The following is a 14,123-nucleotide window of genomic DNA, read 5'->3' as shown; positions in this document are numbered from 1 at the left end:
CAAGATTCAGGACAGGTACTCAAACCTGCTCGGTATTCGCCGTAGGGCGACAGCTTCCCCGTCGGGCACGGGCTGACCCGTAGACGGGTCCTGCAGGTCGTTCAGACAGACCTGAGTCACGTCCGATGCGATGGCCTCATCTGACCGGCCGTCGGCCAGGGCGGGGAACGTCGCGCGGAAGGCAGTCACGAAGGCGGTCACCTCGACCCGCTACTGAAACGTCCCGAGCGGGCCTGCCGCGGAAGTCGGACCTGCGGGAGGCCGGGCCTCCCCGTCCTCGGCCGAGATACATCCGGCCAGCGATACCAGTGCGACCCCACACACAACGGCGCTTCGAACCCGCACGACGTCCCCTCCGGATCATCGGCTCAGGACACTCGGAACCGCTCGACCGGGTTAACCGCGCCCGTGCCGGCAGCGACACTACGCGTGCAGTCCCGCTGCCGTAACCATCATGAGAAAATGCGGGACTGTGGCCGAACCCAGCAGGCGCCTGACGAGCCGGATCGACCGGGACTTCGACGCCGGTACGAGCACCGAGATCATCGGGCAGCTCAGCGCCCTGGACACGGAATTCTACGGTGGGCAGAACGTCGAGCGCGTCCAGGCCGCGCTGGTGCTTTCATCGGCTGGATCATGGCGCCGGTTCGCCGCCAGTCTGCGCCTGTTGAGGACCGACTGGCGCGACGTTCTCGTTGCCGGCGGCCTGGCTGACGAGGACTGGCCACAACGACTCGACGCAGAGCTGCGGAGCACGTGAATCGTCCGCCCACGCGCCGCCGTTCGGAACCTGACACACACTCCGGCCGTTACCGCTGGCATGGGAAACCCAACCCCGCATTACGGACGTCCGCTGCGGTGTCGGCGAACCGTACAGGCAGGCGCGCGGGGCGACCGCGTCGAGGCGCGGCGATGTCCGCGCGGATAATCGCAGCCTGCGTAGCAGGGATATCCTCGTTGCTTCTCACCGCCGCCACCGGCGCGGCCGCAGGATCTCCATCCCCACCGGATCCGGCCCCACTCGGACCACAGCGCCCTGCGGAGCCGGAGGTCGAAGGCCCGGTGAATCTTGACCGGCTGAAGGTCTCGGTCAGCCGCACCGGAACCCCCCCGAGGCGTGCGGGTGACATTCGACCGTCACAGCCGCACGGCCGACGGCGGCATACCGGCCGGCGCCCGGCGATTCGTCTTTCTCTTCGACTCGGCCCTCCGCTTCAATCCCACCGCGTTCCCGGTCTGTTCCAGGCAGACCATTGACACCGGGGGCGTTGCCGCCTGCCCGCCTGGGTCGAGAGTCGGTTCGGCGGTCGGGACCTATTTGGACGGCAGCCAGGTGGAGGCCGTCGCGGTGAACAGCCAGGTCGCCGGCGGCCCCGGCGTCCTTCTCGCGTTTCCCGCCACCGGCCTCGTACTCGAGCAGACGCTCGAGCGGGCCACGATCCCGTATCAGCGGGAGTACACCTGGGCGATCGACGAACTGCTGCCACCCAACGAAACCCCGCCGCAGAACAGGCCGGGCACCACCCGGTTCGTCATCACCTTCGGTGCCACGACCACCGCCGGCGGCCGTCCGGTCAGCTATGTCGAGACGGCCGACCCACACGGCCCGTACTCGTTCGGCCTGTGGAGCGAGTTCGTCACCGGCCAGGTCGCCCTGCCGACCGACCACGCCTTGCCGCGGCCACGCTGACCCATCCGCTTGCCACTTCAAGCCGAGCCCTCGAGCCGTGACCGAGGCCGACGACACGCCGATGATCTCCCGTGTCCTGACGCGCAGAAGCAACTACGCCGCGGCCCGCCGGGATCAGCGGGCGACACTCGGACACGCTCCGACGCACGGGCGTCGAGCGAAGCGAGGTGGGCCCCGTCGGCGCATCGGGCCGCCGGGGTCCTTGCCGTGCGCGGTGTGCGCGGTGTGCCGCAGGTAGGGTTCCGGCGTGTCTGAGCGGATCAGCCATGGTGCGTCGGGAGCAATCGGCCGTTTCGCCGGGTGGGTCGCCAGGGGTTCGGTCGGCCATCCACTGCTGGACGGCATCGACTACTGGACGGAGCTGAAGGAGTCGCCATCCCAGATGGAGATCTGCTTCGCGATCTTCACGAACGTCCTTGAACTCGACGACCAGGGCGAACCCACCAACCAGAAGTACGCCGAGCGCCGCGCTGCCCTCTGGCTCTACCGGTACTGCACGGGACGCCATCCGTCCGGTGAACCGGAGCTCGAACCGTGGGAGTGCGAGCTCCACTGACTCTCCCGTGCAGGAGCCGCGATCGCAATCCGCGGATCGGACCCGCTGGAGGCGTCAGCGACCGGAACCGATCAATCGGTCAGACGCGACAGCTTCGCTGGAGGCGCCGAGACGGGCCGCGCGCGCCCCGCGAATGCCGAGCCAGCCGACGACCGAGCCGATGGCGAGGGAGGCGACGGTCAGGACCAGGTGGACTGTAAAGAAGCTGGTCGGGCCATTGTCCCAGGAACGATCATCCTTCCACACGTTCCGAAGGAAATTTGGCCAGATTGCCCACGTCCACACACCAACAGCGACCAGGAACCAGGACGCACGCTTCGACAGAGTCACCCCACCAGCTTCGCACCCGAGCGACCGGACCAGCCGATCAAGGGCGGTCGCACCACGTGAGGTCGAGCACGGCGGGCACAACCACCTCCAGAAGCCGGATCACCGAGACTCCCTATGCGCTGAGCTTCAGCCCGGGCCCGGTGAACGTCGTCATGATCTCGCCGAATGTCGTGTCTGGCAGGTAGCCGACGTCGACCGGCCCGGCGCCAACTCGGCTCCCGTTACCGAACTGCAGGGTCCACAGCATCGACTCTGCCGCGGGCAGCGCAACGACAACTGGATCTGCGACGTCGTCAACCTGAGCCGTCAGCCAGGAGATCGGGTCAGTCGGCAGCGCGCACACATAAACGATCTCCCCCACGGAGTTCGGTGGCGCCGCACGCAGCCGCTCCGCCTGGTCCTCGACGCCGAGCGCAGCACCCAGCCGCTCCGCGACCAGTTGCCGCTCCCACCCGAAGGCATCCTGAGCAATCCGAACGACGACCCCGCGCAGCTCCTGCTCAAGATGCACAAGGATCTCGAAGTCGGAGTCTCCGTCGAAGTACCAGGTAAGCGCCTCGGGCAGGGCCCCACGCAGCTCCGCTGCGGTCGGCTCCGCAACCGCCAGACCAGGGCACTGCAGCGACCATGCCGACCAGGACTCGCCGTCCCGCCGCACGATCACCGTGATCACCCTAGCCACCGTGGATCACCTCCAGTGCCTCCTCCACGGTCAGGCCCACCTGCTTCACCAGTATCTGACGAACCAGGCCCGGACCAACAGTCACACGATCGTGGAACGCCAACCGGAGCCGCGGGCGCCCTTCCGCCTCCAGCCATCGGTGGGACGAGCCGTCCTGCCTGGTCACCCGGTACCCCAGCAGCCCGAGCACGCGCAGGAGCTGCCGAGCCTTCAGCGATGGGAACTCCCCCGTCACGACAACATGGAGATCAAGGCTCGCCGACGGCGGTACCCGTCACCATCAGTTCGAGAGAACGCCTCCACCCGCACCTCCACACCATGATCACGTATGCGATCCAGCGTAGACATCCGCGTGTGAAAGAAGGCGTCCTGGACACGAGGAGACACGACACAAGCTCTGGGAGCGCCGCACCTAGGTCATAGGTGAATGTTCTACAAATTCGGCCAGATCGCCCACGTCCACACACCAACAGCGACCAGGAACCAGGACGCACGCTTCGACAGAGTCACCCCACCAGCCTGGCACCCACAGGCCCCGTGGCCTCTCTGTGGGCGCGCGATTTCAGCCACGTTGATCGCCATAGGGTGGGATACCGGCCGGAGTCGCGACGGGCCTGCTGCTCAAGCGGTCTTGAATCGACGGGACCATCGGGGCCCGCCCAGAGCGAGAAGATCGACAGAGGGTGAGGCGGGTGAACCGAAGTTACGATGTCGTCATGACGGAGATGCCGCTCCCCCCCGACGACCAACTTGCCGAGGTCGTCCGAGAGGCTGCCGCGTCTGGTCAGGTCGTCTACCTGACGGACAAGGGCCGGCGGCTGGCCGCGATCGTACCGGCGGGTCTCGCCGAACTCCTCGAACGGGGTGAGACGACCAACGGTCGGCGGGTGCTCGGCGCTCGGGGCGCCGGCCGCAGCGGCCGGCAGGACATCTCCGAACGCATGGAGGAGATCCTCGCCAACGAGGTGGCGTCATAGCCCTCGTAGTCGACGCCGGTCCGCTCTACGCGTACGTCGACGCCGACGACCAACATCACGAGGCCTGCGCGGACCTGCTGGAAACCCATCCCGGACCGCTGATCGTCCCCACCCTTGTGATCACCGAGGTGGTCTACCTACTCGGTACCCGGCTCGGCACGCAGGCTGAACTACGTTTCCTCGCAGACCTGGCCTCCGGGGCGTTCGATGTCGAGGCCGTCCACCCGACCGACTGGCTACGGATCGCGGACCTGGTCAACCAGTACCGCAGCCTGCCCCTGGGCACCGTGGACGCATCGGTGATCGCCTGCGCCGAACGACTCGGCGTTGACGAGGTCGCCACCGTCGACCGCCGACACTTCACCGTCGTCAAAGCCAATCGGACGCTCACCCTCCTGCCCTAGTCGATCATCGATCGGCGGCATGTGCCCCTCCAGCGGGACGCTCCTCACGCGGGTTACCCGCCGTCTGGCGCCCTCGCAGGCACTGGCCACCACCGGCACGGCATGGCCCAGATCCAGTACCGAGGAATTGTCAGAACTGTGGACCGTGTGGCGGACCGATAGAGCTCAGCTGAGCCGGTAGTGACCGTTGGCGATCCCGCGCAGCGCAACCTCAGCCGTGGCCGCAGGATCCATGCCGCTGGAGTCCAGCACATGGGGCTCGAGGATGTCGAGGCTGCTGAACTGGTGGTGAAGCGAGCGGATCGGCTCGGGGTCGGTCAAGGCGTCGGTGGCGGTCCGGCTGGTCGCTCGGCGGAGCGTCGTCGCCTCGTCGGGGCGCAGCACGAGGTAGTGCAGCTCGATTCCGCTGGCCGTGCGCGCAGCACGGAACGCGTCGAGGAACCAGGGGCCGATGATGCCGTCGCAGATGACGTCGTAGCCACCGGCGGCGTAGCCGAACGCGGTGCGGGCCACCACATCGATGACAATCGTGTTCTGGTGGTGTGCTTCGGGCAGGTAGGGCGCGATGGCGCCCTGGCGGATGAAGTGCCAGAAATCGTCGGCGTGCAGGTGCACGCTGAGGGAGAGCCGGTCGGCCACCTGCCGGGCGACTGTGGTCTTGCCCGCGCCAGGCGGCCCGGTCATCACGATCACCCTGCCGGTCGTTGCGCCCGAGGTACGGGCCGACGCCCCCGGCCGAGTAAAGCGGGGACTACTCATTCCGCGCGGCGCTGCGCGCGTTCAACGGGCCCGCCTGCCTCGAACACCGCACCCGCGCAGACGAGGGCGAAGCACCCGCCGCGCCGTCCTCCTCCGCACCATCGTCTGGGACTACCGCGAGCACGGCCGTACCTTCCCGGCCGCCGCGTCAGCGTCGGCCCAGTACCTAGGTCATAAGTGAATGCTCTACAAATTCGGCCAGATCGCCCACGTCCACACACCCACCGCGATCAGGAACCAGGACGCACGCTTCGACAGAGTCACCCCACCAGCCTCGCACCGGCCGCCAGCCATGGTCTCCGTGTGGGGCGCGAGTTCGGACACGTTGTCCACCATGATCTACTGCGTGTCGCCGGGCACCTCGACGGCGGTGTCGAACAGTGGATCCGCAGCCGAAGCCGAGTGCGCGTGAGGCTGGACCTGTCCGCACTCGCTGGCCGCGTTCAGCGGCGAAGGGCGGTTTCCCGCTCGATGCGCGACAGCTTCTCGGGGTTGCGGACGGCATAGAGCCCGGTGATGAGGCCGTCGTCGATGCGTACCGCCACGACGCTGTCGATCTCGCCGTCGAGCCGGAGGATCAGCGCCGGGTAGCCGTTGACCTGTACCTGCTGCAGCGACATAACAGCGTCGATCCTGCCCAGCCCGGCGGCTAGCAGCCGGGCTACCTTGCCCGCTCCGACGACAGGGCGCAACACGGCCTGTTTGACCCCGCCGCCGTCACCCAGCAGGACGATGTCCGGGGCGAGGATGTCCAGCAGGTTCTGCAGATCGCCGGTCTCGACCGCCCGCTGGAACGCGTCGAGCGCGCCTCGGGTCTCAGCTGCGGAGACGACCGCACAAGGACGGCGCGCGGCGACATGCGCCCGCGCCCGGTGAGCGATCTGGCGGACCGTGGCCGGGCTCTTGTCGACGGCTGCCGCGATCTCGTCGTACCCGAAGTCGAACACCTCGCGCAGCACAAACACGGCCCGCTCGGTCGGCCGAAGCGTTTCCAGCACCAGCAGCATCGCCATGGAGACGCTGTCGGCCAACGCGACATCCTCGGCCACGTCGGGCGCGGTCAGCAAGGGCTCTGGCAGCCAGGGGCCGACGTAGGACTCCCTGCGCCGGCCAAGCGTGCGCAGTCGATTCAGCGCCTGACGAGTGGTGATCTGCACCAGGTACGCCCGCTGGTCCCGCACGGTGGCGAGATCGACGCCTGCCCAGCGCAGCCAGCTCTCCTGGAGGATGTCCTCCGCGTCCACGGCCGAGCCGAGCATCTCGTAGGCGACCGTGAACAGCAGGTTGCGGTGGGCGAGGAACACCTCGGTAGCGGGGTCTGGACAGGCGTCCTCCTTCATGGGCCTCACAGCGTCGGGCGTCATCGGCGAAGTACCGGCCATGGATAACTCCTATTCACGCGCGGCTGGACCAGCCATGAGACGCCAGACCCCGCCGGTTTGTGACACCCAGGGCAGCCCTTCCGCCGTCGGCTGCCCCGTCACGCGACGACGGGACGGCAGCGTGGACAGCGGGGCCGGATATCGCCGATGGACGTCCGACTGGGCCGGTCGCGACCGCGGCCGATGGCGGCTGATCCGCCGATCGCGAGCCGACGGTCGGAGTGATATGTGGTCCAGGTCATAAGGCCACGTCGTCACGGGGACTGGGGTCGCTGGCATCTGGTGTTCGTCCAGTGCGGCAGCACGCAACACCACGAGTGAGGACGACATCATGGACGCCCGATTCAACATGTTCGGCAACGAGCTCGCCACCAGGTTCGGCAAGCGGTTCGCGAGCGCCAGCCTGGTGATCCACCAGTCGTCGCTGCCAAAGCCCACCCAGGAGCTGGTGTCGCTGCGGGCCAGCCAGATCAACGGCTGCGGCTTCTGCGTCGACATGCACACCAAGGAGGCCGCGGCTGCCGGTGAGACCTCCACCCGACTCAACCTGGTCGCCGCCTGGCGCGAGGCAGACGTATTCACCGAGGCCGAGCGAGCCGCGCTGGCACTCGCCGAAGAGGGAACCCGGCTCGCCGACGCCCACCTCGGCGTATCCGACGAGACCTGGGCCCAGATCCGCAAGCACTACGACGACGACCAGATCGCGGCCCTCGTCTGCCTCCTCGGCCTGATCAACGCGGCCAACCGGATGAACGTGATCGTGCGCAACCCAGCGGGTGGCTACGAACCCGGCATGGCCGCCAGCTTCGCGAGCTGACCGGGGGGTGCCCCGGCCGGGGTTCATCCCCCGGCCGGGCCGCCGCGTCCAGTGGCTACGACACCCGACCAGTACCTAGGTCATAGGTGAATGTTCTACAAATTCAGCCAGATGGTCGGTACTGCGCCCTTCGCTGTCGTCGGCGGATGGTCGGATCGTGGACTCGACAGTCGCCGTCCTGGCGGTGGCGGTGCCACGGCCACCGTGTTCGCCCTGGTCGGCAGCAGCGCTCCCGAGGGGTGGCACGCATCGTGACTCGGGATCGAACCGGGCTCGGGCTGGTCAGCGTCTACGGAGATGTGGCCCGGAATGCCTGACCGGCTGCGGTGAGGAGAACCGCCGAGTCGTCGACGGCCGCGAGGGCGTGGCGTACAGGCGGGATAGTGACGTGGTCGCCCGCACCGCCGTCCCAGGTCTCCTCGCCGGCGGTGAGCCGCACGTGGCCCCGCAGTACCTGCAAGGTCGCCTCGCCGGGGCTCTCGTGCTCGGCGAGTTCGCGGCCGGCGAGCAGGGCGATGACGGTCTGACGCAGCATATGGTCGTGCCCGCCGTGGATGGTGTGCGCGGCGCGGCCGGCGGGAGCCTGCCGGGCCACTGCCAGTTGCTCGTCTGCCAGCGCGGTCAATGAGGTCTTCTCCACGGCGCGATCTTCCTTCCCGTGTCTGGTGGGGCCCGTGTCTGGTGGGCTCGTGGTCAGGCCGTTGTCAGCAGGAGGATGCCGCCGGCGAGCAGCGTCGCGACCTTGGCCGTCTCCAGCGCGACGTAGGCATGGTGCGCGCGCGAGCGGGGCGCGTCCAGGCCGGCGAGGACCGCGTCGGAACGGCGCGTCAGCCGCGGACGGACGAACGCGAGCTGCGCGGCGAGCACCGCGACCGCCACCGCGAGGACGACGAGGGCGGCCGCAGGAGGCCGGTCCGCGGCGAGGGCGGCGACGACCACCACCGCGAGGACGGCCTCGACCGTGTTGAGCGCCCGGAAGACCAGCCGACCGACACCCAGGCCGATCTTCAGGGTCATGCCGGGGGCGCGGAACTTCAGCGGCGCCTCCAGGAACGAGATGGCGAGCACCATGCCCAGCCAGAGAAACGTCATCGCGACGGCGACCGACTGTCCGGTGGTCATGAGCCGGCCCGCGCGGGGACCAGATGGGCGAGGCACAGGTCCGGCTCGGCGAACGGCTCCAGCCGGTCGACGGTCAGCGGCGCTGCCCAGGCCTCGAGGGCACCGCGCATGACACCCAGGTGAATCGGGCACACGACCCGCGCCATGGTCTCGGCGAGGTCCAGGAACGGGCAGTGCCGCAGCCCGACACGCAGGTCGGCGCCGGCGGACGTCGCGGTGTCCGGCGGATCCGGCGCGAAACCCAGGTAGTCGAGCAGCCGAACCAACCGTTCGGCCGGCTCCGCCGGTCCGGTGATGTCGCCGCCGTCGCCGCGCCCGACAGGCCGTTGCTCACTGGAGGCGCCGGGCGTCGCCGCGGCGAGGCCGCGCCCCCAGGCGTGACCGGCCGCGACCGCCCGTGCGCCCGGGTCCGGCTCGGCGGCCAGGTTCTCGGCGAGGATCTCGGCCAGAAGTCGGTAGTGCCGCGGCCCCGTCCGGTCCATCCCCCGACGCGCGCGGAACAGCGACGGTGGCCGGCCGGGCCGATCGCGGTCGGACGTCGCCCGCTCGACCTGCCCGTTCTCGACAAGCGTGTCCAGGTGGAACCGGACGGTGTTCGGATGCACGCCGAGACTCGTGGCGATCTGTGTGATGCTGCGCGGCCCGTTCGCCGCCTTGAGCACCCGCAGGACGTCGTGGCGCCGCCCGGCAGCGGCCGGTCTCGGGTCGGACCTCATCGCCCACCTCCCTGACCGCGGGGTGCTGGGGCCTCGCCACGCCCGCCCCGTCCCTCGCGGCGACGCATGCCTTCCCGATCACGCGGCTCGTGACCTGAATTTATACAACCGACGCTTGTGGAAACAGGGGGCGGAGGGCCGGTCGGAGGCGACCAGACGGCCTGCCGGCAAGGACCAAAGACCATGCCCATACCCATGCCCATGCCCGGGTGTGGGCGGCGCAGCCGGCACCGCGACCCGGTGGGGACCGTCACATCACAGAAAGAGGTACTGCCAAGTCCTCTTTGCTAGCGTGGCCGTCGTCAGCTTCTACACGTCATAGAAGACGGTCCCGGTGGCGGTCGAGGAGGTGTCGGAACGATGCAGCTGACGCAGTCCACCGATCTTGCGCTGCGTGTGCTCATGCTCGCGGCGACGCGCACGTCCCGCCTGACCGTCCGCGATCTCGCCGAGTCGCTGGATGTACCGGTCACGCACATGGCGAAGATCGTTCAAAGGCTGCAACGGCTGGAGCTGATCGTCACGATGCGTGGCCGCGCCGGCGGTGTCCTGCTTGCCCCCGAGGCGTCCCGCGCCCGCGTCGGGCAGATCGTGCGAGCGCTCGAAGGACCAGGCGAGGTCATCGCGTGCGACGCGCCGCCCTGCCCGCTGCGATGCGCCTGCCGGCTGCGGCCACTGCTGCGCCAGGCACAGGAGAGCTTCCTGACGACGCTCGACGCGGTCACCATCGAGGACCTCGTCGGCCCACCCGCCGGGCCGGTCCTGCTCGCCCTGGCACCCCCCGGCCGGGCTGGCCCGTAGGCAGGCCGGCCAGCCCCGTCACCCTTCCCACCCTGCTGCCGCACGGAGGTTCCGCCATGCTGTCCGAACGGTCGACCGACGTCGTACGCGCCACCGCCCCCGCCGTGGCGGCGCACGGAGTCGCCATCACCTCGGCGTTCTACGACCGCGTGTTCGCCGCCCATCCGGAGCTGCTCCGCCTGTTCAACCAGGGCAACCAGGCCAACGGGGTCCAGCGTCGAGCGCTGGCCGCCTCCGTCGTGGCCTTCGCCCAGCACCTCGTCGGCACGAGCGACACGCCGTTCGGCCCGGTGCTCGAACGCATCGCGCACAAGCACGTCTCCCTCGGTGTCCTCCCCGAGCAGTACACGATCGTCGGCAGGCACCTGCTCGCCGCGGTCGGCGAGGTCCTCGGCGACGCCGTCACGCCAGAGGTCCACGCCGCGTGGGACGAGGTCTACTGGTTGTTCGCGGTCTCCTTGATCGCGGAGGAGGCCCGGCTCTACCAGCAGGCCGGAGTGGACCCGGCCCAGCCCTGGCGGCGGTGGCGGGTGGCGGCGCGAGTGCCCGACGCCGAGGGCGTCGTGTCGTTCGAGCTGGTTCCCGCGGACGACGGACCCCTACCGTCCCACCTGCCCGGGCAGTACGTCTCGGTCGCCGTGGACCTCCCGGACGGTCGTCGGCAGCCGCGCCAGTACACGCTGTCCAACGCGCCCGGTGCGGACTCACTCCGGATCACGGTGCGCCGGGTGGCCGGCGCGAGCGGAGCCCCCGACGGCCTGGTCTCCAGCTTCCTGCATGACAGCGTGAAGGACGGGGACATCCTCGAGCTGAGCGCACCCGCCGGCGACGTCACGCTGCCCGCTGGCAATGACCCGCTGCTGCTGATCAGCGCCGGCATCGGGATCACCACGACGGTCGCCATGCTCGCCCACCTGGCCCGCGTGCGGCCCGACCGCCAGGTCGTGATCGCGCACGCCGACCGCTCACCACGGACGCACCCGCTGCACGCAGAACTCGTCTCGCTCGGCCGGCTGCTGCGCTCGTTCGACCTGCGCACCTGGTACGAGCGGGCAGACGGCGAGTTGGCGGCACACGAGTACCTCGGGCTCCTCGACCTCGCCCGGGTACCGGTCCCGGCCGACGCCCGGGTCCACCTGTGCGGCCCCATCCCGTTCATGCGGGACATCCGCGCCGGCCTGCTCGACCGAGGCGTTCCCGCCCAGCGCATCCAGTACGAGGTCTTCGGCCCCGACCTGTGGGCCGGCAAACCCGAGTAGCAGCCGATCGGAAGCCGCTCGCGGAGCGTCTCGGCGGAGAGCGAGCCGCTTGGCTCACCGATCCGCATGTGGTGTACAGATCGTGATCGTCGAGCGACTGCTTGTCGCTTGAGCGGTGAGGACCACAGATGCGCCCCACCTCCCGAGCAAGAAGATCGATAGCGGGTGAGCGAGTGCACCACAGTTACGATGTCGCCCTGACGGAGATGCCGTCTCGTTACCCGATGACCAACTTGCCGAGGTCGTCCGGGAGGCTGCCGCCTCCGGTCAGGTCGTCTACCTGACGGATAGCGGCCGGCGGTTGGCCGCGATCGTGCCGGCGGGCCTTGCCGAGCTGCTCGAACGGGGCGAGGCCGCCAGCGGCCGGCGTGTGCTCGGCGCTCGGGGCGCGGGCCGCAGCGTGCGACAGGACGTCTCCGAACGCATGGAGGAGATCCTTGCCAGCGAGGTGGCGCCATAGCCCTCGTGGTCGACGCAGGCCCTCTCTACGCGTATGTCGACGCCGACGATCAACATCACGAGGCCTGCGCGGACCTGCTGGAGACCTATCCCGGCCCGCTGATCGTCCCCACCCTTGTGATCACCGAGGTGGTTTACCTTCTCGGTAGCCGGCTCAGCACGCAGGCCGAACTGCGTTTCCTCGCGGACCTGGCTTCTGAAGCGTTCGATATCGAGACCGTCCACCCGACCGACTGGCTGCGGATCGCGGACCTGGTCAACCAGTGCAGAATCGAAGGCGAAGGAAAGTCGAGCGGCACGGAATTCGGGGCACGGGGTTCGTCGTGCTCTTTTAGAACAGGGAGACTCTGCTCTTTTACAAGGGTTTGACGAGAAGGCCCCGCAACATTCTACCGGGCCTATGCGCTCTCCCTGGAGATTTTCGACGCCGCTTTCAAGATCTCCGTAGGCTACCACTTCGTGAGGCACTCGGATTTCGGCAGCCCGATGAAGGAGATCTGCCGAGGGGCGTGGCAGCCAGTGATACAGCCGCCGCAGCGATATTTCAGCTCACGGCCTTCGTGGCTGCGTAGCCAAGTCGCGGTCCCGAACCGATTGCACACCGCGGATGCCGAGCCAGCCGACGACGGAGCCGATGGCGAGCGAGACGACGGTCAGGACCAGGTGGACCGTGAAGAAGCCGGTCGGGCCGTCGTCCCCGGAACGATCATCCTTCCACACGTTCCGAAGGAAATTGGGCCAGATGGCCCACGTCCAGACGCCGACTGCGATCAGGAACCAGGCTGACGCGCTTCCAGCGTGTCCACAGAAATCGACTTGATCCTCTCGCTGTGTCAGGTTCTACCGTCGTACGCATGCACCCGCCTGCCGAGACATGGACAATCGGGCAACTCGCGAGCTCCGTCGGAGTCAGCGTGCGTTCGCTGCGCCACTACGACGCCATCGGGCTCGTGCGCGCCACGCGCACGGCGAGCGGTCACCGCCGCTACCGGCCGAGCGACGCGGTCCGCGTCCGGCATGTCCTCGCGCTTCAGATGGTCGGCCTCTCGCTCGCCGAAGTCGGCGAGGTCATCGACGGCGACGACGCCCTGCTGGCCGCCCTGATCCGCGTCCGACGTCGCGAGCTCGACGACCGGATTGCCGATCTCGAGCTGGCTCGCCGCCGGATCAGAACAGCCGAACACGCTGACAGCGACAGCGTTCTCACCGCGTTGGAGGAGATCATGACTGGTTCCACCTTCACGCCGGAGCAGCTCCAGCGGCTCAAGGCTCGCCACTCGAGCACCGCGTTGGCGGACTGGACGGGACGGGCGCGCGAACTGGACACCACGATCCGCACGCTGGTCGAGACAGGTGCCGCCCTGACGAGCGATGAGGCGAAGGATGCTGTCCGGCAGTGGCACCGGCTGCTTGGTGAGATGGCGGCGGGCGACCCGGACATCCAGGCCGCGATCGTCGCCAAACTTGACCGTCGTGGCGCCGAGGCCGCCACGCATGGAGCGATCAGCGAACGGGCCTGGTCCTACCTCCGTCTGCTCCCAATGCCGTGACCGCCGCGCGTAACGCCGAATCAGCCTCGACGGAGAACCTCCCGACGCCGGCTCCCGGGTGGGGCCTCAGGTTCTGGGGCGGATTCCGGTCCGGAGGATCTCGATGCCGACCAGGCAGGTCCAGAGGAAGCACCCGGGCGAGCTGGTCCAGGTAAGGGACCCAGGACAGCAGGACGAAGGCGGCCAGGTAGCCGATCACGACGACCGGTCGGGAGAGGGCGCCGCCGCGACGGCCGAGCGTGGACGCGTCGATAAACGGGCCTATGTCGAGGAACTCGACGGCCGCCGCGAGGCTCCCCCCAGGCCGCGCTCGCCGCGAGCAGACAGGTGACGAACAGCAGGCCGCTCGTGAGAAAGACGGTGGCGACGAGCCGGTTCTCCCGGCCCTCGATCCGCGCGCGGGTGGCGGCGAGGAACCACAGGAAGAAGATCGCGGCGATCGGGGCCAGGTAGAGCCCGACGATGATCGGCCGGCGATTGCCACCGTCAGAAGTCTCATGGAATCCGCCCCCTCGAAAGCGTCCGCACGACCTCCGACGGCCTTTCCCGGTCGAGACGTCGCCGGTTTCAGCCGAGGCCCGCCCAGCCCAGGAGTGTCCTTTTCCGATCCGCGGGGTGC

General features: G+C 68.8%; 21 protein-coding genes. 12 read left to right on the top strand and 9 right to left on the bottom strand.

Features of this window, described 5'->3' with window-relative positions; translation table 11 throughout:
* Nucleotides 1-472: 472 nt before the first annotated feature.
* The 3 genes from E0504_RS41235 (at nt 473) to E0504_RS41225 (ending at nt 2,246) form a co-directional block, all read left to right on the top strand.
* Nucleotides 473-760: a hypothetical protein gene (locus E0504_RS41235; RefSeq protein WP_112108666.1), complete on the top strand. Its 288-nt coding sequence runs from the start codon at nt 473-475 to the stop codon at nt 758-760.
* A gap of 363 nt (nt 761-1,123) precedes the next feature.
* Nucleotides 1,124-1,690 carry a hypothetical protein gene (locus E0504_RS41230; protein WP_131627067.1) on the top strand — a complete coding sequence of 189 codons (567 nt, stop codon included), beginning with the start codon at nt 1,124-1,126 and terminating at the stop codon, nt 1,688-1,690.
* 247 nt (nt 1,691-1,937) lie between these two features.
* Nucleotides 1,938-2,246, top strand: coding sequence for a hypothetical protein (locus E0504_RS41225; RefSeq protein ID WP_071066076.1), 309 nt, complete (start codon nt 1,938-1,940; stop codon nt 2,244-2,246).
* Between the two features lie 54 nt (nt 2,247-2,300).
* Here E0504_RS41225 and E0504_RS52810 read toward each other — a convergent pair whose 3' ends face one another.
* The 3 genes from E0504_RS52810 to E0504_RS41210 all read right to left on the bottom strand — a co-directional run bounded on the left by E0504_RS52810 (nt 2,301) and on the right by E0504_RS41210 (nt 3,493).
* A complete protein-coding gene (locus E0504_RS52810; protein ID WP_071066077.1) occupies nt 2,301-2,576 on the bottom strand; it encodes an SCO4848 family membrane protein in 276 nt (91 codons plus the stop codon).
* A gap of 112 nt (nt 2,577-2,688) precedes the next feature.
* Nucleotides 2,689-3,258, bottom strand: coding sequence for a hypothetical protein (locus E0504_RS41215; RefSeq protein WP_112108664.1), 570 nt, complete (start codon nt 3,256-3,258; stop codon nt 2,689-2,691).
* Nucleotides 3,251-3,493 (bottom strand): type II toxin-antitoxin system HicA family toxin, encoded by a 243-nt coding sequence (locus E0504_RS41210; protein WP_112108663.1) that lies wholly within the window; start codon nt 3,491-3,493, stop codon nt 3,251-3,253. The genes E0504_RS41215 and E0504_RS41210 overlap by 8 nt, the downstream gene beginning before the upstream one ends.
* 481 nt (nt 3,494-3,974) lie before the next feature.
* Here E0504_RS41210 and E0504_RS41205 point away from each other — a divergent pair, with 481 nt between their 5' ends.
* Both E0504_RS41205 and E0504_RS41200 read left to right on the top strand, forming a co-directional pair.
* Nucleotides 3,975-4,235, top strand: coding sequence for a hypothetical protein (locus E0504_RS41205; protein WP_018640218.1), 261 nt, complete (start codon nt 3,975-3,977; stop codon nt 4,233-4,235).
* Nucleotides 4,232-4,639 (top strand): type II toxin-antitoxin system VapC family toxin, encoded by a 408-nt coding sequence (locus E0504_RS41200; RefSeq protein WP_112108662.1) that lies wholly within the window; start codon nt 4,232-4,234, stop codon nt 4,637-4,639. Before E0504_RS41205 ends, E0504_RS41200 begins: the two co-directional genes overlap by 4 nt.
* 165 nt (nt 4,640-4,804) lie before the next feature.
* Here E0504_RS41200 and E0504_RS41195 read toward each other — a convergent pair whose 3' ends face one another.
* Nucleotides 4,805-5,332: an AAA family ATPase gene (locus tag E0504_RS41195; protein ID WP_131627065.1), complete on the bottom strand. Its 528-nt coding sequence runs from the start codon at nt 5,330-5,332 to the stop codon at nt 4,805-4,807.
* Between the two features lie 247 nt (nt 5,333-5,579).
* Here E0504_RS41195 and E0504_RS50830 point away from each other — a divergent pair, with 247 nt between their 5' ends.
* Nucleotides 5,580-5,810 carry a hypothetical protein gene (locus tag E0504_RS50830; protein ID WP_165938779.1) on the top strand — a complete coding sequence of 77 codons (231 nt, stop codon included), beginning with the start codon at nt 5,580-5,582 and terminating at the stop codon, nt 5,808-5,810.
* A gap of 31 nt (nt 5,811-5,841) precedes the next feature.
* Here E0504_RS50830 and E0504_RS41185 read toward each other — a convergent pair whose 3' ends face one another.
* Nucleotides 5,842-6,780, bottom strand: a complete 939-nt coding sequence (locus E0504_RS41185) for an RNA polymerase sigma-70 factor (protein ID WP_026239466.1) — start codon at nt 6,778-6,780, stop codon at nt 5,842-5,844.
* Nucleotides 6,781-7,111: 331 nt separating this feature from the next.
* Here E0504_RS41185 and E0504_RS41180 point away from each other — a divergent pair, with 331 nt between their 5' ends.
* On the top strand, nt 7,112-7,597 hold the full coding sequence (locus E0504_RS41180; RefSeq protein WP_018501429.1) for a carboxymuconolactone decarboxylase family protein: 486 nt from the start codon (nt 7,112-7,114) through the stop codon (nt 7,595-7,597).
* A 289-nt stretch (nt 7,598-7,886) separates the two neighbouring features.
* On the opposite strand, the gene E0504_RS41175 is transcribed toward E0504_RS41180, so the two are convergent.
* The 3 genes from E0504_RS41175 to E0504_RS41165 are packed head-to-tail and all read right to left on the bottom strand — an operon-like array spanning nt 7,887 to nt 9,435.
* Nucleotides 7,887-8,237, bottom strand: a complete 351-nt coding sequence (locus tag E0504_RS41175; RefSeq protein WP_112108660.1) for a cupin domain-containing protein — start codon at nt 8,235-8,237, stop codon at nt 7,887-7,889.
* Between the two features lie 53 nt (nt 8,238-8,290).
* Nucleotides 8,291-8,719 carry a hypothetical protein gene (locus E0504_RS41170; protein WP_131627063.1) on the bottom strand — a complete coding sequence of 143 codons (429 nt, stop codon included), beginning with the start codon at nt 8,717-8,719 and terminating at the stop codon, nt 8,291-8,293.
* Nucleotides 8,716-9,435, bottom strand: a complete 720-nt coding sequence (locus E0504_RS41165) for a metalloregulator ArsR/SmtB family transcription factor (RefSeq protein WP_112108658.1) — start codon at nt 9,433-9,435, stop codon at nt 8,716-8,718. Before E0504_RS41165 ends, E0504_RS41170 begins: the two co-directional genes overlap by 4 nt.
* Before the next feature lie 360 nt (nt 9,436-9,795).
* Between E0504_RS41165 and E0504_RS41160 the strand changes: the two genes are divergently transcribed.
* From E0504_RS41160 to E0504_RS41145, 4 genes are all read left to right on the top strand, one after another.
* Nucleotides 9,796-10,236, top strand: coding sequence for an Rrf2 family transcriptional regulator (locus E0504_RS41160; protein WP_112108657.1), 441 nt, complete (start codon nt 9,796-9,798; stop codon nt 10,234-10,236).
* Between the two features lie 56 nt (nt 10,237-10,292).
* Nucleotides 10,293-11,495: a globin domain-containing protein gene (locus tag E0504_RS41155; RefSeq protein ID WP_112108656.1), complete on the top strand. Its 1,203-nt coding sequence runs from the start codon at nt 10,293-10,295 to the stop codon at nt 11,493-11,495.
* A gap of 313 nt (nt 11,496-11,808) precedes the next feature.
* A complete protein-coding gene (locus E0504_RS52805; protein ID WP_235014792.1) occupies nt 11,809-11,955 on the top strand; it encodes a hypothetical protein in 147 nt (48 codons plus the stop codon).
* 5 nt (nt 11,956-11,960) lie between these two features.
* The gene (locus tag E0504_RS41145; protein ID WP_200835461.1) at nt 11,961-12,323 is read left to right on the top strand and encodes a type II toxin-antitoxin system VapC family toxin; all 363 of its coding nucleotides are present in this window, start codon (nt 11,961-11,963) and stop codon (nt 12,321-12,323) included.
* A 180-nt stretch (nt 12,324-12,503) separates the two neighbouring features.
* On the opposite strand, the gene E0504_RS52800 is transcribed toward E0504_RS41145, so the two are convergent.
* Nucleotides 12,504-12,728, bottom strand: coding sequence for an SCO4848 family membrane protein (locus tag E0504_RS52800; protein ID WP_373693991.1), 225 nt, complete (start codon nt 12,726-12,728; stop codon nt 12,504-12,506).
* 80 nt (nt 12,729-12,808) lie between these two features.
* Here E0504_RS52800 and E0504_RS41135 point away from each other — a divergent pair, with 80 nt between their 5' ends.
* A complete protein-coding gene (locus E0504_RS41135) occupies nt 12,809-13,504 on the top strand; it encodes a MerR family transcriptional regulator (RefSeq protein WP_112108653.1) in 696 nt (231 codons plus the stop codon).
* Nucleotides 13,505-14,123 lie beyond the last annotated feature (619 nt).

This window comes from Parafrankia sp. BMG5.11 (genome assembly GCF_004337455.1).
Note: the sequence above shows the minus strand (reverse complement) of the source record. Positions and strands in the feature narration are given on the sequence as shown.

Excerpts from the sequence above, each read along its gene's own strand:
- E0504_RS41135 (WP_112108653.1), top strand. The coding sequence starts at position 12,809 with ATGCACCCGCCTGCCGAGACATGGACAATCGGGCAACTCGCGAGCTCC.
- E0504_RS41180 (WP_018501429.1), top strand. The coding sequence starts at position 7,112 with ATGGACGCCCGATTCAACATGTTCGGCAACGAGCTCGCCACCAGGTTC.
- E0504_RS41185 (WP_026239466.1), bottom strand. The coding sequence starts at position 6,780 with ATGGCCGGTACTTCGCCGATGACGCCCGACGCTGTGAGGCCCATGAAG.
- E0504_RS41205 (WP_018640218.1), top strand. The coding sequence starts at position 3,975 with ATGACGGAGATGCCGCTCCCCCCCGACGACCAACTTGCCGAGGTCGTC.
- E0504_RS50830 (WP_165938779.1), top strand. The coding sequence starts at position 5,580 with ATGCTCTACAAATTCGGCCAGATCGCCCACGTCCACACACCCACCGCG.
- E0504_RS41165 (WP_112108658.1), bottom strand. The coding sequence starts at position 9,435 with ATGAGGTCCGACCCGAGACCGGCCGCTGCCGGGCGGCGCCACGACGTC.
- E0504_RS41155 (WP_112108656.1), top strand. The coding sequence starts at position 10,293 with ATGCTGTCCGAACGGTCGACCGACGTCGTACGCGCCACCGCCCCCGCC.
- E0504_RS41160 (WP_112108657.1), top strand. The coding sequence starts at position 9,796 with ATGCAGCTGACGCAGTCCACCGATCTTGCGCTGCGTGTGCTCATGCTC.
- E0504_RS41170 (WP_131627063.1), bottom strand. The coding sequence starts at position 8,719 with ATGACCACCGGACAGTCGGTCGCCGTCGCGATGACGTTTCTCTGGCTG.